Source organism: Streptomyces sp. NPDC001137, assembly GCF_040298885.1.
GTDB lineage: Bacteria > Actinomycetota > Actinomycetes > Streptomycetales > Streptomycetaceae > Streptomyces.
The window spans coordinates 16,203-37,273 of record NZ_JBEPBA010000012.1; the positions used below are offsets into that span (position 1 = coordinate 16,203).

The 21,071-nt window shown below is 69.0% G+C and carries 22 protein-coding genes and 1 tRNA gene; 14 read left to right on the forward strand and 9 right to left on the reverse strand.

Annotated features, from left to right (window positions below; all coding sequences use genetic code 11):
* Positions 1–288: 288 nt before the first annotated feature.
* Positions 289–825 carry a YwqJ-related putative deaminase gene (locus tag ABT254_RS24050; protein WP_351473614.1) on the forward strand — a complete coding sequence of 179 codons (537 nt, stop codon included), beginning with the start codon at positions 289–291 and terminating at the stop codon, positions 823–825.
* Between the two features lie 85 nt (positions 826–910).
* Positions 911–1,405, forward strand: a complete 495-nt coding sequence (locus ABT254_RS24055) for an SUKH-3 domain-containing protein (RefSeq protein WP_351473617.1) — start codon at positions 911–913, stop codon at positions 1,403–1,405.
* Between the two features lie 22 nt (positions 1,406–1,427).
* Here the strand turns inward: ABT254_RS24055 and ABT254_RS24060 are convergent, their stop codons facing one another.
* Positions 1,428–2,732, reverse strand: a complete 1,305-nt coding sequence (locus ABT254_RS24060; protein WP_351473620.1) for a sensor histidine kinase — start codon at positions 2,730–2,732, stop codon at positions 1,428–1,430.
* A 167-nt stretch (positions 2,733–2,899) separates the two neighbouring features.
* On the opposite strand from ABT254_RS24060, the gene ABT254_RS24065 reads away from it, so the two are divergent.
* The 8 genes from ABT254_RS24065 (at position 2,900) to ABT254_RS24100 (ending at position 9,343) form a co-directional block, all read left to right on the forward strand.
* Positions 2,900–3,760, forward strand: coding sequence for a hypothetical protein (locus ABT254_RS24065; RefSeq protein WP_351473623.1), 861 nt, complete (start codon positions 2,900–2,902; stop codon positions 3,758–3,760).
* 23 nt (positions 3,761–3,783) lie between these two features.
* A tRNA-Gln gene (locus ABT254_RS24070) sits at positions 3,784–3,855 on the forward strand.
* Between the two features lie 121 nt (positions 3,856–3,976).
* A complete protein-coding gene (gene glmU / locus ABT254_RS24075) occupies positions 3,977–5,425 on the forward strand; it encodes a bifunctional UDP-N-acetylglucosamine diphosphorylase/glucosamine-1-phosphate N-acetyltransferase GlmU (protein ID WP_351473626.1) in 1,449 nt (482 codons plus the stop codon).
* Between the two features lie 75 nt (positions 5,426–5,500).
* Positions 5,501–6,481 carry a ribose-phosphate diphosphokinase gene (locus tag ABT254_RS24080; RefSeq protein WP_351473629.1) on the forward strand — a complete coding sequence of 327 codons (981 nt, stop codon included), beginning with the start codon at positions 5,501–5,503 and terminating at the stop codon, positions 6,479–6,481.
* Positions 6,482–6,696: 215 nt separating this feature from the next.
* Positions 6,697–7,293, forward strand: a complete 597-nt coding sequence (locus ABT254_RS24085; RefSeq protein WP_351473632.1) for a 50S ribosomal protein L25/general stress protein Ctc — start codon at positions 6,697–6,699, stop codon at positions 7,291–7,293.
* A gap of 68 nt (positions 7,294–7,361) precedes the next feature.
* Positions 7,362–7,964 carry an aminoacyl-tRNA hydrolase gene (gene pth / locus ABT254_RS24090; RefSeq protein ID WP_115907713.1) on the forward strand — a complete coding sequence of 201 codons (603 nt, stop codon included), beginning with the start codon at positions 7,362–7,364 and terminating at the stop codon, positions 7,962–7,964.
* A gap of 42 nt (positions 7,965–8,006) precedes the next feature.
* Positions 8,007–8,522 (forward strand): hypothetical protein, encoded by a 516-nt coding sequence (locus ABT254_RS24095; RefSeq protein ID WP_351473636.1) that lies wholly within the window; start codon positions 8,007–8,009, stop codon positions 8,520–8,522.
* 134 nt (positions 8,523–8,656) lie between these two features.
* A complete protein-coding gene (locus ABT254_RS24100) occupies positions 8,657–9,343 on the forward strand; it encodes an LPXTG cell wall anchor domain-containing protein (protein WP_351473639.1) in 687 nt (228 codons plus the stop codon).
* Between the two features lie 65 nt (positions 9,344–9,408).
* On the opposite strand, the gene ppc is transcribed toward ABT254_RS24100, so the two are convergent.
* Positions 9,409–12,141 carry a phosphoenolpyruvate carboxylase gene (gene ppc, locus ABT254_RS24105; protein WP_351473642.1) on the reverse strand — a complete coding sequence of 911 codons (2,733 nt, stop codon included), beginning with the start codon at positions 12,139–12,141 and terminating at the stop codon, positions 9,409–9,411.
* A 312-nt stretch (positions 12,142–12,453) separates the two neighbouring features.
* Between ppc and ABT254_RS24110 the strand changes: the two genes are divergently transcribed.
* Both ABT254_RS24110 and ABT254_RS24115 read left to right on the forward strand, forming a co-directional pair.
* Positions 12,454–13,461 carry an acyl-CoA desaturase gene (locus ABT254_RS24110; RefSeq protein ID WP_351473645.1) on the forward strand — a complete coding sequence of 336 codons (1,008 nt, stop codon included), beginning with the start codon at positions 12,454–12,456 and terminating at the stop codon, positions 13,459–13,461.
* Positions 13,458–14,135: a TetR/AcrR family transcriptional regulator gene (locus ABT254_RS24115; RefSeq protein WP_030941872.1), complete on the forward strand. Its 678-nt coding sequence runs from the start codon at positions 13,458–13,460 to the stop codon at positions 14,133–14,135. The genes ABT254_RS24110 and ABT254_RS24115 overlap by 4 nt, the downstream gene beginning before the upstream one ends.
* Positions 14,136–14,161: 26 nt before the next feature.
* On the opposite strand, the gene ABT254_RS24120 is transcribed toward ABT254_RS24115, so the two are convergent.
* From ABT254_RS24120 to ABT254_RS24130, 3 genes are all read right to left on the reverse strand, one after another.
* The gene (locus tag ABT254_RS24120; RefSeq protein ID WP_351473648.1) at positions 14,162–14,335 is read right to left on the reverse strand and encodes a CsbD family protein; all 174 of its coding nucleotides are present in this window, start codon (positions 14,333–14,335) and stop codon (positions 14,162–14,164) included.
* Between the two features lie 64 nt (positions 14,336–14,399).
* Entirely contained in the window at positions 14,400–14,768 is a 369-nt protein-coding gene (locus ABT254_RS24125) for a VOC family protein (RefSeq protein WP_351474106.1), read from the reverse strand.
* A gap of 2 nt (positions 14,769–14,770) precedes the next feature.
* The gene (locus tag ABT254_RS24130) at positions 14,771–15,583 is read right to left on the reverse strand and encodes a trans-aconitate 2-methyltransferase (protein WP_351473650.1); all 813 of its coding nucleotides are present in this window, start codon (positions 15,581–15,583) and stop codon (positions 14,771–14,773) included.
* Positions 15,584–15,672: 89 nt separating this feature from the next.
* Here ABT254_RS24130 and tamR point away from each other — a divergent pair, with 89 nt between their 5' ends.
* Positions 15,673–16,170 carry a MarR family transcriptional regulator TamR gene (gene tamR / locus ABT254_RS24135; protein ID WP_351473653.1) on the forward strand — a complete coding sequence of 166 codons (498 nt, stop codon included), beginning with the start codon at positions 15,673–15,675 and terminating at the stop codon, positions 16,168–16,170.
* A 149-nt stretch (positions 16,171–16,319) separates the two neighbouring features.
* Here the strand turns inward: tamR and ABT254_RS24140 are convergent, their stop codons facing one another.
* Entirely contained in the window at positions 16,320–17,087 is a 768-nt protein-coding gene (locus ABT254_RS24140) for a LuxR C-terminal-related transcriptional regulator (RefSeq protein WP_351473656.1), read from the reverse strand.
* A 292-nt stretch (positions 17,088–17,379) separates the two neighbouring features.
* On the opposite strand from ABT254_RS24140, the gene ABT254_RS24145 reads away from it, so the two are divergent.
* Entirely contained in the window at positions 17,380–17,835 is a 456-nt protein-coding gene (locus ABT254_RS24145; protein ID WP_351474109.1) for a GNAT family N-acetyltransferase, read from the forward strand.
* Here ABT254_RS24145 and galK read toward each other — a convergent pair.
* The 3 genes from galK to galT are packed head-to-tail and all read right to left on the reverse strand — an operon-like array spanning position 17,828 to position 21,008.
* Complete coding sequence (gene galK, locus ABT254_RS24150; RefSeq protein WP_351473658.1) at positions 17,828–18,982, reverse strand: galactokinase; 1,155 nt, start codon at positions 18,980–18,982, stop codon at positions 17,828–17,830. The genes ABT254_RS24145 and galK overlap by 8 nt on opposite strands.
* Complete coding sequence (gene galE / locus ABT254_RS24155; RefSeq protein ID WP_351473661.1) at positions 18,982–19,950, reverse strand: UDP-glucose 4-epimerase GalE; 969 nt, start codon at positions 19,948–19,950, stop codon at positions 18,982–18,984. The genes galK and galE overlap by 1 nt, the downstream gene beginning before the upstream one ends.
* A complete protein-coding gene (galT, locus tag ABT254_RS24160; protein ID WP_351473663.1) occupies positions 19,950–21,008 on the reverse strand; it encodes a galactose-1-phosphate uridylyltransferase in 1,059 nt (352 codons plus the stop codon). Before galT ends, galE begins: the two co-directional genes overlap by 1 nt.
* Positions 21,009–21,071 lie beyond the last annotated feature (63 nt).

Below are 21,071 nucleotides of genomic sequence, written 5' to 3' on the forward strand. Positions count from 1 at the left end.
TGCCCCCTGCGGCGTTCGTTACGGACCGCGATGACCGCCATCGGCCAACCCGCCCCGTATCTCCTGTACAACCCTCTCCACACGTCGGCCGCGTGGATCGCGGTGCCGACAGCCTATGCGGTACGACCGCACCGGTCACCGGGCACCGGCCAGCCGCCCTCCGCTTCCGTGACCAGCCGTCACCCCGCCGTGACAGCCCGCCCAAACCCGGGCGTGTCGCACCGCCCCAGCTTCCGCAGCAGCCACGGCATTTGGCACTCTGTGACCTCCGGGGAGGCTCGGGAGGGGATGACGATCATGAACGCCACGCAGGCCGGACCACACACGGCACCGCACACAGGGCCGTCCGGCGACCCCCGCATCGGCTGGAGCGCCACCGAAACCCCCCACGCCCCCACCCTCCTCCACCGCCGCGACGGCATACTCCCCACCATCGCCGCCGCCCTCTCCGTCCGCGGCGCCACCCTCACCGGCACCGCCGCCCGCGGCGACCAGCCCCCACCCCTGCACCCACTCGTCCAGGACTTCCTCGACACCCTCCCCAGCGCCGGGCGCGACCGCTTCACCGGCCGCTGCGCCGAAACCATCCTCATCTCCCGCCACATAGCCGCCGCCGACGCCGCCCGCAGCAAACGCGCCACCCGCAAACCCATGACCCACGGCGAAGCCCGCAAAGCCCTCAAACAGGCCAAACTCACCGCCCGCCGCATCCGCGAGGACGGCGACCCCCTCCACGGCAGCTTCGCCACCCCCTGCCGCGCCTGCACCGCCCTCAGCGCCCACTACGGCGTCCGCATCGTCGACCCCGCAGCAACAGACGACTGACCCCCACCACCACATGTAAAGACGCACAAGAAAAACGGCCCCGCGCCGAACCCCGACTTCAGCGAACTCGACGATCGAAGGGCAGATGCACCCCGACCGCACCTCCACCACCCGCTTCCCCGTCCCCGTCGACGCCGCCCTCCGCGCCGCCGGCTGGCAACCCGGACGCTGGGACATAAAACAGGCCGAGATCTGGGCCGACGCCCTCCGCGACCACACCTCACCCGCAGGCCACCGCCACGCCGTCTTCCCCGCCGCCGTAGAAGCCTGGGCAGAATTCGGCGGCCTCCACATCACCCCCACCGGACCCGGCCGCCAGATCGCCCCCGCAGCCCTCCACCTCGACCCCCTGCACGGCCTCCACATGGCCCGCACCCTCAGCGACCTCGGCCGCGCCCTCGACACCGAAGTCAGCCCCCTCGGCACCGAGACAGAGACCCACTCCCTCCTCGCCGTCGACACCGAAGGCCGCATCTACGCCCTCGATCACACAGGCGACTGGTACCTCGGCCCCGACATCGACCAAGCCCTCGGCGGCCTCATCTCAGGCATCGAACCAGTACGACTGACAGCGGGCTGAACCCGGAAACGCCCCGCAGCCGCTACGCCGCCGGAATCACCGCCGACACCCGGAAACCCCCCGCATCCGTCGGCCCCGACACAAACACCCCACCCAGCGCGGTCACCCGCTCCTTCATCCCCACAAGACCGTTCCCCCCGGACGGCAACCGCGCCGACGACGCCGAAGCCACCTCCGGCGGCGGCTCGTTCTCCACCTGCATCGCGATCTCCGACACCCGATGCGCAAGCCGCACATGCGTCTTCGCACCCGCCGCATGCTTGTGGACGTTCGTCAACGCCTCCTGCACCACGCGATACGCCGTCTGCTCCACCTCAGCGGCATACGACCGCACATCCCCCTCGACGGACAGATCCACCACCATCCCCGCAGCCGCCGACTGCCCGACGAGCTCCTCCAACTCCTCCAGACAGGGCCCCTCCCCCTCATCCACAGCCCTCGAAGCCGCCACAGCAGCAGCCACCCCCACCGCCACAAGCGGCACGGCCTGCTCACTCCGCCGCGCCCCGTCCCCGCTCCGCAGCACCCCGAGCATCTCCCGCAACTCGGTCAACGCCTGCCGCCCCATATCCCCCACCAGCGCCGCATTCCTGACGGCCTTCTCGGGGTCCTTACGGGCAACGGCCTGCAACGCAGCGGCATGCACAACCATCAGACTCACCCGGTGGGCGACCACATCATGCATCTCCCGCGCAATCCGAGTCCGCTCCTCGTTCCGCGCCCACTCGGCCCGCTCCTCAGCCCGCTCGGCCAGCAGCTGCAACTCACGCTCAAGACTGTCCGCCCGCTCCCGCAAGCTCTCCATCAGCCGCCGCCGAGCCCCCACGTAAAGCCCGAGCAGCAGAGGCGGCGCGGTCATCCCGATCGCCGTCGTGATCGCAGCGAACGGAACGAACCAGTCCCCCAGATCCCACGTCCCCCGCGCCATGTCCTGCCGCACCCGCACGAACATCACGATCAACATGCCGACGAGCGACATCCCCGCCAACGACCCGATGATCCGCCGCGGCAACTCGGAAGCGGCGAGCGTGTAGAGCCCGACGATCCCCATCAGATAGCCCATCTGGGCCGGGGTAATGGCGATCGACACCAGCACCACAGCAATCGGCCACTGCCGCCTCACCAGCAGCGCCGAGCCCGCCAACACCCCGAAAACAACCCCCGCGGCCACCGGAATCCCCGCGTCCCGAGCAAACCGAACACCCTCGAACGCACACTCCACCGCGGACGCCACCGCCAGGCCGACATCCAAGGCCGCACTACGCCACCTGGCCCACCACCACGGCCCTCCCCGGGCCGCCGCGTGCACTTCCCCCGTCGTGGTCATGCCTCCAGCCTACGGGCGTCCGCGCCCCGTTTTCCGGCGAGTTTTCGTGATGGGTCTACACCACACTCCGTAACCGAACGTAAGCGAAACAGACCGATATCCCTCGAACTGCTGAATCGCACATTGTTCGCCCCCGGAACCCCGGATTCCGCCCGGACGGTATGCCCATGGCACATTCACATGGCAAATACGCCGACTTCGAGGGACTGCGGGAGCGGGCGGTCGCGCTGCGGCGCGCAGGGCTCAGCCGCCGCCAGATCCGCGACCGCCTGCACGTCGACAACAACGACATCCTCAACCGCCTCCTGGAGGGCGAGCCCCCTCCGGAATGGACGAAGCGCCCGAACGCCAAGGACGACCTGCGGGACAGGGCACGGGAGCTCCGGCTCCAGGGCTGGACGTACGACCAGATCCAGGTTGAGTTGGGGTGCTCGAAGAGTTCGATCTCACTGTGGGTACGGGATCTGCCGAGGCCGGAGCGCAAGCGGACCCCCGAGGAGGCTTCAGCCATCGCCAGGCGCGGCTGGGAAGCAACGTTGCAACGACGCGACGAGGAGCGCCAACACGCGAAGGCGGCCGCTAAACAAGCCGTCGGTGACATGTCCGACCGGGAGGTGTTCCTGGCGGGCGTGACCCTCTACTGGGCGGAGGGCGCCAAGGACAAGTCATACAGTCGCCGCGAGCGGCTGCACTTCATCAACAGCGACCCGAACGTGATCACCTTCTTCATGCGCTGGCTCGACGTCCTCGGCGTGGAGCGCGAGCGCCTGCGCTTCAGAGTCAGCATCCACGAGTCGGCCAACACGACAGAGGCCGAGGAGTTCTGGGCCGCACTGGTGGGCGTGGAGCCTTCCACGTTCCAGACGGCCACCCTCAAGAAGCACAACCCGAAGACGAACCGAAAGAACACCTCGGAGGCATACCGCGGTTGCCTGATCATCTACGTGCTCCAGAGTGCTGACTTGTATCGTCGCATGGAGGGCGCCTGGTACGGCATAGTAGGAGCCGCCACTCGACGACCTGACTAAATGTCCGGTTTGGTCGAGAATGTTCCCCCGTGGTGTAATTGGCAGCACTGTGGCTTTTGGTGCCATCTGTCCGGGTTCGAGTCCTGGCGGGGGAGCTTAACCAAGTTCGGGTCCTGACTGGTGACAACACCGTCAGGGCCCGCTCCCATGTCCCCCAAGAAACGCCCCGGTATCCTGCGGATGTCCCCACTCACTCCACAGCCGAAGGGCAACCCCGTGAGCGCCATTCGCCCGGCAGCCGTCGTCGTTCTCGCAGCGGGTGAGGGCACCCGTATGAAGTCGGCCACACCCAAGGTCCTGCACGAGATCTGTGGCCGCAGCCTCGTGGGGCATGTGCTCGCCGCCGCCCGTGAGTTGGACCCGGAGAACCTCGTCGTCGTGGTCGGGCACGCCCGCGAGAAGGTCACCGCGCACCTCGCCGAGACCGACCCCGCCGTACGCACCACGGTGCAGGCCGAGCAGAACGGCACGGGGCACGCCGTACGCATCGCCCTGGAGGAGCTCGGCGGCAGTGTCGACGGCACGGTCGTCGTCGTGTGCGGCGACACCCCCCTGCTCACCGGTGAAACGCTCCGGCAGCTCACCGCGACCCACTCCGCCGACTCGAACGCCGTGACCGTGCTGACCGCCGAGGTCCCGGACGCCACCGGCTACGGCCGGATCATCCGCGACGAGGCGACAGGTGCCGTCACCGAGATCGTCGAGCACAAGGACGCCACCGAGACGCAGCGCGCGATCCGTGAGATCAACTCCGGTGTGTTCGCGTTCGACGGTCTGCTGCTGGCGGACGCTCTGAAGAAGGTGCGTACGGACAACAGCCAGGGCGAGGAGTACCTGACCGACGTCCTCGGGATCCTCCGCGAGGCGGGTCACCGTGTCGGGGCGTCCGTCGCGGGTGATCACCATGAGATCGCCGGGATCAACAACCGTGTGCAGCTGAGCGAGGCGCGTCGCATCCTCAACGACCGGCTGCTGACCAGCGCCATGCTCGCCGGCGTCACCGTGATCGACCCCGCGACCACCTGGGTCGACGTCACCGTCACGTTCGAGCAGGACGCCGTCGTCCACCCGGGTACGCAGCTGCACGGCTCCACGCATCTCGGTGAGGGTGCGGAGGTCGGGCCCAACACTCGTCTCACCGACACCCGGGTGGACGCCGGGGCGCGTGTCGACAACACGGTGGCCGACAGTGCTCACATCGGGCCGCAGGCGAAGGTGGGCCCGTTCGCCTATCTCCGTCCGGGGACCCGGCTGGGTGCGAAGGGCAAGATCGGTACGTACGTCGAGACGAAGAACGCCACCATCGGCGAGGGGACCAAGATCCCTCACCTCTCCTATGTCGGTGACGCGACGATCGGTGACTACACCAACATCGGTGCCGCCAGCGTGTTCGTGAACTACGACGGTCAGGAGAAGCACCACTCGACGGTCGGGTCGCATTGCAGGACGGGTGCGGACAATATGTTTGTGGCTCCTGTCACTGTCGGGGACGGCTCGTACACCGCTGCGGGGTCTGTGATCACGAAGGATGTGCCGCCCGGTTCGTTGGCTGTGGCCCGTGGTCAGCAGCGGAATATCGAGGGTTGGGTGGTTCGTAAGCGTCCGGGGAGCGCGGCGGCGCAGGCGGCTGAGGCGGCGTCTCGGCAGGTCGAGAGCGAAGGCTGACCGGAAACGGGTGCGCCGGAGTCGGCGTACCGTGATAAGTGCACACCCAGTTGAGACACCTCTGAGGAGACAGCTGTGACCGGGATCAAGACGACCGGCGAGAAGAAGATGATGTTCTTCTCCGGCCGCGCCCACCCCGAGCTTGCCGAGGAGGTCGCCCAGCAGCTGGGGGTCGGCGTCGTCCCGACGAAGGCATTCGACTTCGCGAACGGTGAGATCTACGTCCGCTATCAGGAGTCGGCGCGTGGCGCGGACTGCTTTGTGATCCAGAGCCACACGGCTCCGATCAACCAGTGGATCATGGAGCAGTTGATCATGATTGATGCGCTGAAGCGGGCTTCGGCGCGGTCCATCACGGTCATCGTGCCGTTCTACGGTTATGCGCGGCAGGACAAGAAGCACCGTGGTCGTGAGCCGATCTCGGCGCGGCTGGTGGCTGATCTGATGAAGACGGCGGGTGCGGACCGCATTCTGACCGTGGATCTGCACACGGACCAGATTCAGGGCTTCTTCGACGGGCCTGTGGACCACCTGTTCGCGCTTCCGCTGCTTGCGGACTATGTGGGTGAGAAGGTCGACCGGGCCAAGCTCACCGTGGTCTCGCCTGACGCCGGGCGTGTGCGCGTGGCTGACCGCTGGTGCGACCGACTGGGCGCTCCGCTCGCCATCGTGCACAAGCGCCGGGACAAGGACGTCGCGAACCAGGTCACCGTCCACGAGGTCGTGGGTGAGGTGAAGGGTCGGGTGTGTGTCCTGGTCGACGACATGATCGACACGGGTGGCACCATCTGTGCGGCCGCGGACGCGCTGTTCGCGCACGGTGCGGAGGATGTCATCGTGACCGCGACTCACGGTGTGCTGTCCGGGCCTGCGGCGGACCGTCTGAAGAACTCGCGGGTGAGTGAGTTCGTGTTCACGAACACGCTGCCGACGCCGGCTGAGCTGGGCCGGGATCTGGACAAGATCACGGTGTTGTCGATTGCGCCGACGATTGCGAGTGCGGTGCGTGAGGTGTTCGAGGATGGTTCGGTGACGAGCCTGTTCGACGAGCAGTAAGGGTTCTGCGTCGGCGGGTCCCGGCGGGTTCCGCCTCTGCCGTAGATCGTTTTGGGTGTGGCCTCCTTGGCCGAGTAGACTGCTGCAGTTGCTCGGCGAGGGAGGCCGTACCCGTTTTTGGCGGGGTATGGCGGTCCGTTATCGACGCGCTCTTCGTAGCAGGCCGTTCGTGGCCGGGTGACCACGTCCGTTCCTGTTTTCCACGAGGAGTGATCATGTCCGAGGTGAAGCTCACCGCCGAGACCCGTACCGAGTTCGGTAAGGGTGCTGCCCGTCGTATCCGTCGTGACAGCAAGGTTCCCGGTGTTCTGTACGGTCACGGTTCCGACCCGCTGCACCTGACCCTTCCGGGTCACGACCTGCTGCTCGCGCTGCGTACGCCGAACGTCCTGATCTCTCTGGACATCGACGGCAAGACCAACGAGCTGGCGATCCCGAAGTCGGTTCAGCGTGACCCGATCAAGGGTTTCCTGGAGCACGTGGACCTGCTGCTGGTCAAGCGCGGTGAGAAGGTCACGGTCGAGATCCCGGTGCACACCGAGGGCGAGCTGGCCCCGGGTGGCAACCTGCTGGAGCACGTCCTGAACGCGCTGCCGGTCGAGACCGAGGCCACGCACATCCCCGAGGCCGTCACCGTCTCCGTCGAGGGCCTGGAGGCCGGTGCCTCCATCCTCGCCAAGGACATCCCGCTGCCGAAGGGCACCACGCTGGCCGTCGAGGAGGACGCTGTCGTCCTTCAGGTGCTGGCCTCGCAGGCCGAGGAGGCCGCCGAGGGCGAGGGTGCCGAGGGCGAAGAGGTCGCCGAGGCCTGATCCTCGCCGTCGTCGTTTCGTTCAGCCGCTGCTTCCCTCGGGGGGCAGCGGCTGCCGCATAAGGAGACATGGACGTGACCACCCCTGCCAATGCCCCCTGGCTGATTGTCGGCCTCGGGAATCCCGGGCCCGAGTATGCGATGAACCGGCACAACGTCGGTTTCATGGTGGCGGATCTGCTGGCCGAGCGGATCGGGGGGAGGTTCAAGCGTGCGGGGAAGGCTCAGGCGCAGGTCGTGGAGGGGCGGATCGGGCCTGTCGGTCCGGCGAATCGGCGGGTGATTCTGGCGAAGCCGATGTCGTACATGAATCTCTCGGGCGGCCCGGTGAACGCGTTGCGGGATTTCTACAAGGTGCCGGTGGCGAACGTCGTGGCGGTGCATGACGAGCTGGACATCGATTACGGGACTCTTCGTCTGAAGCTGGGCGGTGGGGACAACGGGCACAACGGGTTGAAGTCGATGACGAAGGCGTTCGGGGCGGAGTATCACCGGGTGCGGTTCGGGATCGGGCGGCCTCCTGGCCGTATGCAGGTTGCCGATTTTGTGCTGAAGGATTTCTCGTCCGCCGAGCGCAAGGAGCTGGACTACTTCGTGGACCGGGCGGCGGATGCGGTGGAGTGTCTGGTGATCGAGGGGTTGGAGCGGGCGCAAAGCACGTACAACTCCTGACTTGTCCCCCACCGGAGTTGACCTGGTGTGGGGGCATGGCCAATGATCCCGGCCATGCCTGCCTCTGCCACCACCGCTCGTCAGGTTTCGCGCCAGGCCTCGGTTGCCGCTTTGCGGTTCGGGCGGTTTGCTGCGATGGGTGCGGTCGCGGTGCTGATTCTGATCGCCGGGGTGTGGGCGTCTTGGCGGACGGCTCCGTATGTGATGCTCACGAAGGGCCGGGAGCGCGGCACGATCGAGGTGTCGCGGTGCGGGGACGATTCATGCTGGGGTCGTTATACGCCGATTTCGCAGGGTTCTTCGGGTCGTGACCGGGTGGTCATCGAGAAGACGGTCGCGGTGCGCAAGGGGCAGACGTACACGGTGGTGGTGAAGCCGGACAGCGACGAGGTCGTGCGGTCGGGGCCGGCGGGGGTTCTGTACGCGTGGGTGCCGTTCGGTGGGGCGTTGCTGCTGGCTTCGGTGGTGGTGGCCGGGGGGTTGGGGCGGACGCGGGCCGGGTGGGTCATGGCGGGGTCGGGGGTCGTGTTGCTGACGGCGGCTTTCGTGACTATCTGACGTGTTCGCCGTTCTCCGTCTTGTGGAGAGTCTGAGTGTTGTGCGTTCGTGATTGACCTTGGGTCAGGTTTGGCTGGATGCTGAGCCGCCCCCTCCACATCTTCCCGTCCGTAACTCGAAGATGGACTTGCCCCATGCGTACCCTCACCCGCGCCGGCGCTCTGACCGCCGTCGCCGCGGCGGCGCTGTTCTCGGCGCCTGTTGCCGCTCACGCCACTGTTCCCGGTGACAACGGGACTGTGAAGATCCATGACGCCACCACCGGCGAGGAGTTGAAGCGGAACGAGCCGCACGTCTGCACGTTCTATCTGGACGCGTTCGGTTTCGACGCGGTCCAGCAGGTCGACTGGCACATCGAGGCCTGGGCTCCGACGGCCGGTGTGAAGGGCGAGACGGTGAAGACCGGTGCCATCACGCTGGACGCCGAGGGTCATGGCCGTACGGCGGACATGTCGCTGCCCGACGGGCACTACAAGCTGTTCTGGAACTTCGACGGTGAGAAGGGCGCCGCCAAGCACAAGGTGTTCTGGACGGACTGCGAGGACTCGGAGGGCGGCGGCGGTTCGACGCCTTCTCCGTCGGCATCGTCCTCGGCGTCTGCGTCTCCGTCCGCGTCTTCGTCGTCGTCTCCGTCGCCCGGGTCTTCGTCCTCGTCCGAGCCTTCGTCCGGGTCCGCGTCCGCTTCGGCCTCGCCGCAGGGTGGTTCCGGTGGTGACCTGGCCGAGACGGGTAACGGTGCTCCGGTGGGTCTGCTCTCGGGTGTCGCTGCCGCGCTGGTGGCCGGCGGCGGTTATCTGGTGGTGCGTCGGCGCAGGGCCTGATGTACGGCATGAGGGTGCCCCCCGGCTTCTTGGAAGCCGGGGGGCACCCTCATGTGCGGGGGGTCTCAGCCGGTGTTGCGCAGGCCGGCTGCCACTCCGTTGACGGTGAGCAGGAGGGCGCGGGAGAGCAGCGGGTCGGGCTGTTCGCCGGCGGCCACGGCGTCGCGCTGGCGCTTGAGGAGGGCGACCTGGAGGTAGGAGATCGGGTCCAGGTAGGCGTCGCGGATGCTGAAGGTCTGCTTCAGCACGGGGGCGGCGTCGAGGAGTTCCTTCTCTCCGGTCACCTTGAGCACCTCGCGCACGGTGAGTTCGTGCTCGGCCTTGATGGTGTCGAAGACGTGCTTGAGTTCGTCGGGGACGAGGGTGTCGACGTAGTGGGCGGCGATCCGCAGGTCGGTCTTGGCGAGGGTCATCTCGACGTTGGAGATGAAGTTGCGGAAGAAGTGCCACTGTTCGTGCATCTCGTCGAGCACGGTGTCGAGGCCCGCCTCGCGCAGTGCCTTCAGGCCGGAGCCGACGCCGAACCAGCCGGGGACGATCTGCCGGGACTGGGTCCAGCCGAAGACCCACGGGATGGCGCGGAGGCCGTCGAGCGAGACGCCGGAGCCGGGGCGGCGGGAGGGCCGTGAGCCGAGGTGCAGGTCGGCGAGCTGGTCGACCGGCGTGGAGGCGAGGAAGTACGTCGGCAGGTCGGGGTCCTCGACGAGTGCGCGGTAGGCGGCGTGGGCGGCGTCGGAGACGACGTCCATGGCGGCGTCCCAGCGGGCGAGGGCCTCGACGGACTGGCGGGGCGCGGTGTGCAGGGCGGAGGCCTGGAGGGTGGCCGCGACGGTGAGTTCGAGGTTCTCCCTGGCCAGGGAGGGCACGAGGTACTTGTCGGAGATGACCTCGCCCTGTTCGGTGACCTTGATCTCGCCTTCGAGGGTGCCCCAGGGCTGGGCGAGGATCGCGTCGTGGGAGGGGCCGCCGCCGCGGCCGACGGTGCCGCCGCGGCCGTGGAAGAGGCGCAGCCGTACGCCGTAACGGTGGGCGACGTCGCGCAGTCGGCGCTGGGCGCGGTGGATCTCCCACTGGCTGGTGGTGATGCCGCCGAACTTGGAGGAGTCGGAGTAGCCGAGCATGACCTCCTGGACGTCGCCCCTCAGCGCGACGAGGCGCCGGTAGGACGGGTCGGAGAGCATGTCCTCGAGGATGGTGTCGGCGGCCTTGAGCTCGTCGGTGGTCTCCAGGAGGGGCACGATGCCGATCTTGGCCCAGCCGGCGTGCAGGTCGATGAGGCCGGCCTCGCGGGCGAGGACGGCGGCGGCGAAGACGTCGTCGGCGCCCTGGCACATGGAGATGATGTACGACTCGACGACCTCGGGGCCGAAGACCTCCAGGGCCCGCTTGACGGTCTGGAAGACGCCGAGGGTCTTCTCGCCGGGCGCGTCGACGGGGGCCGGGGTGGGGGCGAGGGGCCTTCTGGACCTGAGTTCCTTGGCGAGGAGCTTGGCCCGGTAGTCGCGGGGCATGTCGGCGTAGCGCCAGGACTCCTCGCCGAGGCGGTCGAAGAGCTGGCCGAGGGCGTGGTGATGGGCGTCCGCGTGTTCGCGTACGTCCATGGTGGCGAGCTGGAGGCCGAAGGCGGCGAGGGTGCGGATGGTGCGGTTCATGCGGCCGTCGGCGAAGAGGCCGCCGCGGTGTTCGCGCAGGGAGGTCTGGATGAGGGTGAGGTCCGTCAGGAGCTCGCTGGTGCCGAGGTAGTCGCGGCCCGTCTCGTGCGGGGTGCCCTTGGCGAGGCGCTGCTTGGTGTTCTCCAGCTTCTGCCGGATGCAGGTGGCCTTGAGGCGGTAGGGCTCCTCGGCGTTGAGGCGCTTGTAGCGGGGGCTGATCTCGGGGAGGCGTTCCAGGTCGGCCTGGAGGGAGTCGAGGAGTTCCTGGGTGGCGCCGGTGTAGCGGATGGAGTTCGACAGGAAGCCGCGGAGTTCGTCGATGAGTTCCAGGGCGTCGTTGATGCCGTGTTCGTGCTGGAGGATCAGGACGTCCCAGGTGACCTGGGGGGTGACGTTGGGGTTGCCGTCGCGGTCGCCGCCGATCCAGGTGCCGAAGGTGAGGGGGCGGGTGTCGTCGGGGAGCTTGACGCCGACGCGTTCCAGTTCGGCGGTCAGGTCCTCCAGGACGTCGCCGACGGCGCCGGCGTGGAGCTCGTCGAGGTAGTAGATGGCGTTGCGGGCCTCGTCGGCGGGCTCGGGGCGGACGACGCGGAGTTCGTCGGTCTGCCATACGAGGTCGATGTTCTCGGCCAGACGGGTGTCGTGGCGGCGGCGGTCGGCCTCGATGACCGGGGTCTCCAGGAGTGCGGCGATGCGCCGGAGCTTGTTGAGGACCGACCGGCGCGCGGCCTCGGTGGGGTGCGCCGTGAACACGGGGCGCACGTTGAGGTGGCGGACCGTCTGGCGCAGGTGCTCGGGGTCGGCGTCCTTCAGCCGGTCGGCGGTACGGGCCAGCAGGCCGCCCTCGGCGGCGCGCTTGGCGCGCAGTTCGCGGCCGCGGTGGACCTGTTCGGTGACGTTGGCGAGGTGGAAGTAGGTGGAGAAGGCGCGGACCAGCTTGGCGGCGGTCGTAAGTTCGGTGCCGCGCAGCAGTTCGGCGGCGGCCTCTCCGTCCTCGCGGGTGAGGTGGCGGACCTTTTCGACGAGTTCCAGCAGCTCGGGGCCCTCCTGCCTCACGAGGGTCTCGCCGAGGAGGTCTCCCAGCCGCCGGATGTCGGCGCGCAGTTCGCTGCTCGTCGGGGTGGTCTGGTCGTCGGCACTGCTCACAGGTGCGGCTCCTTGCAGTGTTGAAGCTCGTCCGGGAGGGGAACCCGGCGCCTGGGCCGCGCGGCGGGCGCCGCATACGGCCCTGACATCCGGGAAAGGAATCAGAGCGGACCGCGCTGTCCGACCGACTCCAGGATAGGTGTCCATGCGGACGCGCATGATTTCGGGCTCTTGCCGCCGGGCGACTCGCTGCCATACTTACGACGCCGTAGGTTACGGAACCGTAGGGACCGTCGTAAGGGAACCCGGGCACGGTTCCGATGGCCTACCCCGGCATCACACCCTCAACCCTCGACCCCACAGGGGACGCCCATGACCACAAGCTCCGATGTGATCGAAGACGCCCCGAAGGCGACCGGCGACACGTCCGTCTCCGCCACGCTGGGCGGGGAGCAGAAGCGCTCGATCGAGCAGATCACGCTGCTGCTCTTCATCACCGTCCCGTTCCTCGCGCTGGTCGCCGCGGTGCCGCTGGCGTGGGGATGGGGGGTGAGCTGGCTGGACCTCGGCATGCTGGTCTTCTTCTACTACCTGGGCTGCCACGGCATCACGATCGGTTTCCACCGGTACTTCACGCACGGCTCCTTCAAGGCCAAGCGTCCTCTGCGGATCGCGCTCGCGATCATGGGGTCGATGGCGGTGGAGGGGCCCCTGGTCCGCTGGGTGGCGGACCATCGCAAGCACCACAAGTTCTCGGACGCGGAGGGCGATCCGCATTCCCCGTGGCGGTTCGGGGAGACGGTCCCGGCGCTGATGAAGGGCCTGTGGTGGGCGCACATCGCCTGGATGTTCGACGAGGAGCAGACGCCGCAGGACAAGTACGCGCCGGATCTGATCAAGGACCCGGCGATCCGTGCGATCTCCCGCCAGTTCGTGTTCTGGACCGCGCTGTCGCTGGCTCTGCCGCCGCTGATCGGTGGTCTGGCGACGATGTCCTGGTGGGGTGCGTTCACCGGGTTCTTCTGGGGCTCACTCGTTCGGGTGGCTCTGCTGCACCATGTGACCTGGTCGATCAACTCGATCTGCCATGCGGTCGGCAAGCGGCCGTTCAAGTCGCGTGACCGTTCGGGCAACGTGTGGTGGCTCGCGGTGCTGTCCTGCGGCGAGTCCTGGCACAACCTGCATCACGCCGATCCGACTTCCGCGCGGCACGGTGTGATGCGCGGCCAGCTGGACTCCTCGGCGCGGATCATCCGCTGGTTCGAGGCGTTCGGCTGGGCGTACGACGTGCGCTGGCCGTCACGCTCACGTATCGATTCACGCCGTAACACGGGCGAGGACGGCTCCGAGCCCCGGAAGGAGTCGGCGAAGGCGGCATGATTGACGCCGTGGCGACCGACTCCAGCAGTACCCCGACGAATGAGAAGCCGCGGCGAGCGCGGCGCACCCGGATGACGGGGGCCGAGCGCCGTCAGCAGCTGCTCGAGATCGGTCGCACCCTGTTTGCCGCCAAGGGCTTCGAGGGCACGTCGGTGGAGGAGATCGCGGCGAAGGCCGGGGTGTCCAAGCCGGTGGTGTACGAGCACTTCGGCGGCAAGGAGGGGCTGTACGCGGTGGTGGTGGACCGTGAGATGCGCCGCCTGCTGGACATGGTGACCAGTTCCCTGACGGCCGGGCATCCCCGCGAGCTGTGCGAGCAGGCGGCCTTCGCGCTCCTGGACTACATCGAGGAGTACACGGACGGTTTCCGCATCCTGGTCCGTGACTCGCCCATCCCGCAGTCCACGGGTTCCTTCGCCTCGTTGATCTCGGACATCGCCACCCAGGTGGAGGACATCCTGGGCCGGGAGTTCAAGTCGCGCGGCTTCGACCCGAAGCTGGCCCCGCTGTACGCGCAGGCGCTGGTCGGCATGGTCGCCCTGACCGGTCAGTGGTGGCTGGACGTGCGCCGTCCGAAGAAGGCGGAGGTCGCAGCGCATCTGGTGAACCTGGCGTGGCACGGCCTGGACGGGCTGGAGGCGAAGCCGCACCTGATCGGGCGCCGGAAGAGCTGACTCCCGGCGCCCTGGGTGTGCCCCGCTCAGTGCTTGAAGGTGTCCTTGCCCTTCTCCTTCGCCTGGCGTGCGTCGCCCTTGACCTGGTCGGCCTTGCCTTCGGCCGTCATCCGTTCGTTGCCGACGGCGCGGCCCACTGCCTCCTTGGCCTTGCCCTTCATCTGCTCCTTCTTGGCCCTGCTCTTTTCTTCCTTCGCCATGTCTGTCACCCCCTGCAGGGATCGGCGTCGGTGTCACCTCAGCGGGTGACCTCCGCGGGGGCCCTCAAACAGCTGTTTCCGGCTCCAGGAACTCCAGCCGGTTGCCGACGGGGTCCTCGGAGTAGAAGCGGCGGTGGCCGGGCAGGTTGTCGTCCCACTCCACGTGCGCCCCGTGCGCCCGCAGCCGGGCGGCGTACTGCTCGATGCCGGTGACCCGCAGCCCCGGGTGGGCCTTGTGCGCGGGCCGGAAGGCGGCCTCGATCCCCAGGTGCAGCTGCACGGCGCCCGCCCGGAACCAGCATCCTCCCCGCGCCGCGAGCACAGGCGGCTTGGGCAGCTCGGTCATCCCGAGGACGTCGACGTAGTACGCGCGCAGCCGGTCCTCGGAGCCGGGCGGCGCGGCGAGCTGGACGTGGTCGACGGCGGTGATCACGTTCACGCCTGCTTGCGGGCCACGGCGAAGATCCGGCGGAAGGGGAAGGCCGTGCCGTGCTCACCGGCCGGATATGCCTCCCGCAGGGCCGTCCGGTACTCGTCCAGGAAGGCATCCCGGGCCGCCGGGTCGTCGGCGAGGGCGGTGAGGACGGGGCGCAGGCCGGTGCCCTTCACCCAGTCGAGGACCGCGTCCTCGCCGCTGAGGAGATGGACGTACGTCGTCTCCCAGACGTCCGTCGTGCAGCCGAGGGCGGTCAGCTGCTCCAGGTAGGTCTCGGGCGCGAGGACGGCGTCCTCGTGGCGGAGGGTGTCGGCGAGGCGCTCCTTCCAGCGGGCGGAGCCGGCGAGTTCGCGCATCAGCCGGTGGCTGGGGGCGCCGAAGTTGCCGGGGACCTGGAAGGCGAAGGTGCCGCCGGGCTTCAGGCCCGCGATCCACTCCTCGAAGCGCTGCGGGTGGCCGGGGACCCACTGGAGGGTGGCATTGCTGACGATCAGGTCGTACGGCTGTGCCGGCGCCCAGGTGCGGACGTCGGCGGGGGCGAAGTCGAGGTGGCCGCCGCCGGGAGTGGGGCCGGCGTGGTCGACGTGCGCCTTGTCGAGCATCTCGGGTGAGTTGTCGTAACCGGTGATGTGGGCGGCGGGCCAGCGGTCGGCCAGGAACACGGTGACGTTGCCGGGGCCGCAGCCGAGGTCGGCGATGCGCGGCGGGTCGGTGGGCAGGGCCGGGACACGGGCGAGGAGGTCGGCGAAGGGGCGGGCGCGGTGGCCGGCGTGGCGGAGGTACTGGGTGGGGTCCCAGGTGGGGGTGCTCATGTCTCCTACCTTCCCCGCCGACTTCTCTCGATGTCAAGAGACTCGATGTCAAGAGACTTCACATCGACACAACCACTACACTGATCGTCATGGAGGACGAGGTCGATCGACTGGTCGCAGCGTGGCGCCGGGAGCGTCCGGACCTCGACGTGGAACCGCTCGAGGTGCTCAGCCGGGTGAGCAGACTGGCCCGGCATCTGGACCGGGCGCGCCGGCTGGCCTTCGCCGAGCACAGCCTGGAGCCCTGGGAGTTCGACGTGCTGACGGCGCTCAGGCGCGCGGGCACGCCGTATCAGCTCTCGCCGGGGCAGCTGCTGACGCAGACCCTGGTCACCTCGGGCACGATGACGAACCGCATCGACCGCCTGGCGAAGAAGGGCCTGGTGGAGCGGCTGCCCGACCCGAGCGACCGCCGCGGTGTGCTGGTGCGGCTGACGCACGAGGGCCGGGACCGCGCGGACCAGGCCCTCGCGGGACTGCTCGACCAGGAGCGCGCGATCCTCGCCGAGCTGTCGCGCGCCCAGCGCGGTGAACTGGCGGGGCTGCTGCGGCAGCTGACGGCACCGTTCGACAACATCCCTGGCTAGGCGCTCCGCTGGGAGAGCCGTTTGGGTAGTGCCGCCATGGGATGTCGTTCGGCTGCGGATTCGTTGTGGCTTGTCGCGCCCGCGCGGCGGAGCCGCATGTCAGATGCGGCCCCGCGCCCCTTCAGGGGCGCTCCCGTTCACGGTGCTGATCAGGCGCTGCTGCTCTCCTCCACCCGGCCGGCCGGCCCCAGGTCGACGGGTCCGACCCCCGCCCGCCGTGCCAGCGCGACCGCGGCCAGGGTGGAGTGGACGCCCAGTTTGCCGAGGACGTTCTGCATATGGGTGCGGACGGTGTGCGGGGAGAGGAACAGGCGCTCGGCGACGGCCTTGCGGCCCAGCCCGGCGACCATGCACCGCAGCACTTCCCGCTCCCTCGGCGTGAGGGACTCCACCAGCCGCTCGCTCTCGGTGCGGTGCTTGCGCGCGGCCGTCAGCTCCCTGAGGACGCCCGTGAGCAGGGCGGGCGGCAGATGCGTCTCGTCGCGCAGGACACCCCGGATGACATTGAGCAGCCGGGACAGCGAGCAGTCCTTGGCGACCCAGCCGGAGGCCCCGGCCTGCAGGGCGAGCGCGGCACGCCGTGGATCGTCCTTCTCGGCGAGGACGACGATCCTGACGCCCGGCTGCCCGGACCGCACACCGGCGACCAGCGAGATCCCGTCGACCAGCCCCTCCTCATTGCCCTCCTGGACGGGTACGGCGGGCCGTACGCCCGGCACGTTGCCGCCCAGGTCGGAGTCGACGAGCAGCACGTCGAAGCGGCGGCCCTCGGCTGCCGCGCGCTCCAGGCTGCGCAGCGCGGCGGGGCCGCTGCCGGCGGCGGAGACGTCGACGTCGGGCTCGGCCGCAAGGGCGGCGGCGAGCGACTCGGCGAAGATGCGATGGTCGTCGACGACCAGGACTCGGATGCGAACCACGAAACCCCCTTCCCCAAGCTCTCGAAGAGCAGGGGATACCCCATTGTCGGGAGACGGCACGGGCGCAGGTACGGCACCCGAAGCATCCCAGGTCGTCCGCTGTGACCACCTGGGACCGGAACGGCACACCGCACGGCCGCCGCCGTGCGGAAACTGCTACCCCCACTTCGGGTGTCGTACCCGACTGTCTCGCCCCCTGATCGGCACCGGCCCCCACCGGTGCTGTTCATCAGGGTACGGCCGGGGGCCAGGAGCGGAAGGTAATTTGCAGAACTGGCTGGCCGGCGCGTTTATGGTGAGCCGCATGTTTCGTCTTGAGGCAGAAGTCGACAGGACCCGGCGCGATCTTCTCCGTTCCCGGCTGCGCGACACCAACACCAAGGCCTCCCCCGTGCTGCGCGCCCTGCGCGGCACCCCGGCCGAACGTGAACGTCCGCTCCACGTCTGGGTGTTGGACGAGCGGGACGAGCTGGCCGCGGGCCTGGTGGGCCACACCTGGACGACCTGGCTGCACGTCGCCCTCCTGTGGGTGGACGAGCGGTGGCGGGGCGCGGGCCTCGGCTCACGGCTGCTGGCGGAGGCGGAACGGATCGCGCGCGACGAGCGGGGCTGCGCCTCGGCCCGGCTGGAGACCTGGGACTTCCAGGCGCCGGAGTTCTACCGGAAGCAGGGGTACGAGGTGGTGTGCGTGATCCCCGACTATCCGCCGGGGATCACGGAATACACGCTGACGAAGCGGCTCAGCTGAGCCGGAGTGCTCCTGCCGCAGGTACCGCCTCGAACACCCTGGGAGCGGTGTAACCGCCGGAGGCGAACGCCTCCTCGACCGCCTTGGTGATGGTGTCCACGTCGGCCGCCTCCGCCAGGACGATGGCCGAGCCGCCGAAGCCGCCGCCGGTCATGCGGGCGCCGAGCGCGCCGGAGGCGAGGGCCGTCTCGACGACCAGGTCAAGCTCCGGGCAGGAGATGCGGAAGTCGTCGCGCAGGGAGGCGTGGCCGGCGATCAGGACCGGGCCGATCGCCCGGGTCTCGCCCGCCTCCAGCAGGGCGACGACCTTCTCCACCCGCTCGTCCTCCGTGACGATGTGGCGGACCAGGCGGACCGCCTCCTCGTCGTCGCCCAACCGTTCCAGCGCGGTGTCGAGTTCCGCGTACGGGACGTCCCGCAGCGCGTCGACGCCCAGCAGGGCCGCGCCCCGCTCGCAGCCCGCGCGCCGCTTGCCGTACTCACCGTCGCTGTGGGCGTGCTTGACGCGGGTGTCCACCACCAGCAGCCGCATGCCCTCCGCCGCCAGGTCGAAGGGGATCTGCTTCTGGGAGAGGTCCCGGGTGTCGAGGAAGAGCGCGTGGCCCTCCTCGCAGCAGGCGGAGGCCGTCTGGTCCATGATGCCGGTGGGCGCGCCGACGTAGACGTTCTCGGCGCGCTGGCACAGTCGGGCCAACTGCCAGCGCTGCAGGCCCAGTTCGAAGAGGTCGTTCAGGGCCAGGGCCACGACCACTTCCAGCGCCGCCGAGGAGGACAGGCCCGCGCCGGACGGGACCGTGGACGACAGGTGGATGTCCGCGCCGGTCACCGCGTGGCCGGCCTCGCGCAGGGCCCAGACGACACCCGCCGGGTAGGCGGTCCAGTTGCGGTCCGACTCCGGGGCCAGCTCGTCCAGCCGGAGTTCCACGACCCCGCCCTCGACGTCCGCCGAGTGCAGGCGAAGGACGCCGTCCGTGCGACGGGAGACCGCCGCCACCGCCGTGTGCGGCAGCGCGAAGGGCATCACGAAGCCGTCGTTGTAGTCGGTGTGCTCACCGATGAGGTTGACGCGGCCCGGCGCCGACCAGACACCTTCGGGCGCGGATCCGTAGAGCTCCACGAAACCGTCCCGCACCTGCACTGCGCCCACTACTGCTCCCTAGCGATGTACTGCGCGAACTCCCACGCGTCCGCCACGATCCCCGCGAGGTCCGCGCGGGACGGGTTCCAGCCCAGTTTCTCGCGGGCCGCGGCGGCCGAGGCCACCAGGACCGCCGGGTCACCGCCGCGGCGCGGGGCCACGACCTCCGGGATCGGGTGGCCGGTGACCTGCCGGACGGTCTCGATGACCTGACGGACCGAGAAGCCCTCGCCGTTGCCCAGGTTGCAGATGAGGTGCTCGCCGGGGGTGGCGGCCTTCAGTGCGAGCAGGTGGGCGTCGGCGAGGTCCGCGACATGGATGTAGTCGCGGACGCAGGTGCCGTCCGGGGTCGGGTAGTCGTCGCCGAAGACGGAGATCGCGTCCCGCCTGCCCTGCGCGACCTGCAGCACCAGCGGGATCAGGTGCGACTCGGGGTCGTGGCGCTCGCCCTGCCTGCCGTAGGCGCCCGCCACGTTGAAGTAGCGCAGCGAGACCGCGCCCAGGCCGTGCGCCGCCGCCTCGCCGGTGATCATGTGGTCGACGGCCAGCTTCGTGGCGCCGTAGGGGTTGGTCGGCGAGGTGGGCGCCGACTCGACGATCGGGACCTCCTTCGGCTCGCCGTACGTGGCGGCCGTGGAGGAGAAGACCAGCTTGCGGACGCCGGCCTCGCGCATCGCGCCGAGCAGCGCCATCGTGCCGGCGACATTGTTGTCCCAGTACTTCTCGGGCTTCACGACCGACTCGCCGACCTGCGAGAACGCGGCGAAGTGCAGCACCGCGTCATAGGAGGAGTCCAGCCATTTGGCGGCGTCGCGGATGTCGCCCTCGATGAAGGCGGCGCCCGCTGGGACCCCCTCGCGGAAGCCGGTCGTCAGGTTGTCGAGGACCGTGACCTCGTGGCCCGCCTCCAGCAAATGCTGGGCGACCACGCTGCCCACATAGCCCGCACCACCGGTGACCAGGTACTTACCGCTCATCAACTCGCTACCTCTCGCAGTCGCTCGGCCGCGCGCTCCGGCGGCACGTCGTTGATGAACACACTCATGCCGGACTCGGAACCCGCGAGGAACTTCAGCTTGCCGGAGGTTCGGCGGATGGTGAAAAGCTCGAGGTGGAGCGCGAAGTCGTCACGGCCCACGCCCTCGAAGTCCGCGAGCTGACCGAACGGGGCCTGGTGCCAGGCCGCGATGTACGGCGTCGGCGGCTCGTTCTCACCGAAGATCCGGTCGAAGCGCCTCAAGAGTTCCAGATAGACCTTGGGGAACTCTGTGCGTGCCTCCTCGTCCAGGCCGAGCAGGTCGGGCACGCGGCGCTTGGGGTACAGGTGCGCCTCGTACGGCCAGTGCGCCGCGTACGGCACGAACGCCAGCCAGTGTTCACTCTCCAGGACGACCCGCTCACCGGCGAGTTCGCTCTGCAGGACGTGGTCGAAGAGGTTCTCCCCGCCCGTCGCCTCCTTGTGCTGGGCGACCTGGCGCAGCATCAGGGCGGTGCGGGGCGTCGTGAACGGGTACGCGTAGATCTGGCCGTGCGGATGTCCGAGCGTCACGCCGATCTCCGCGCCCCGGTTCTCGAAGCAGAACACCTGCTCCACGGAGGGGAGATGCGACAGCTCGGACGTACGGTCCGTCCATGCCTCCAGGACCAGCGCCGCCTGCTCCTCGGTGAGGTCGGCGAAGGACGCGTTGTGGTCGGAGGTGAAGCAGACGACCTCGCAGCGGCCCGAGTCGCCGGCCAGGGAGGGGAAGCGGTTCTCGAAGACGACCACGTCGTACGACGAGTCCGGGATCTCGCTCAGTCTGCCGTCCCGGGAGGGGCACAGCGGGCACTCGTCGGCCGGCGGGTGGTAGGTGCGGCCCTGGCGGTGCGAGGCGACGGCGATCGCGTCGCCGAGCAGCGGGTCACGGCGGATCTCGGAGGTCGTGACGGTCCGCTCCAGCGGCCGCTGGTCCACCGCGTCGCGCACGTTGTCGTCGCGCAGGTCGTAGTAGATCAACTCGCGACCGTCGGCCAGGCGGGTCGAGGTCTTCTTCACTGCGGACTCCCTATTCGAGCCACATCAATCATCAAACAGAACCAAACACATTGGAACATCGCC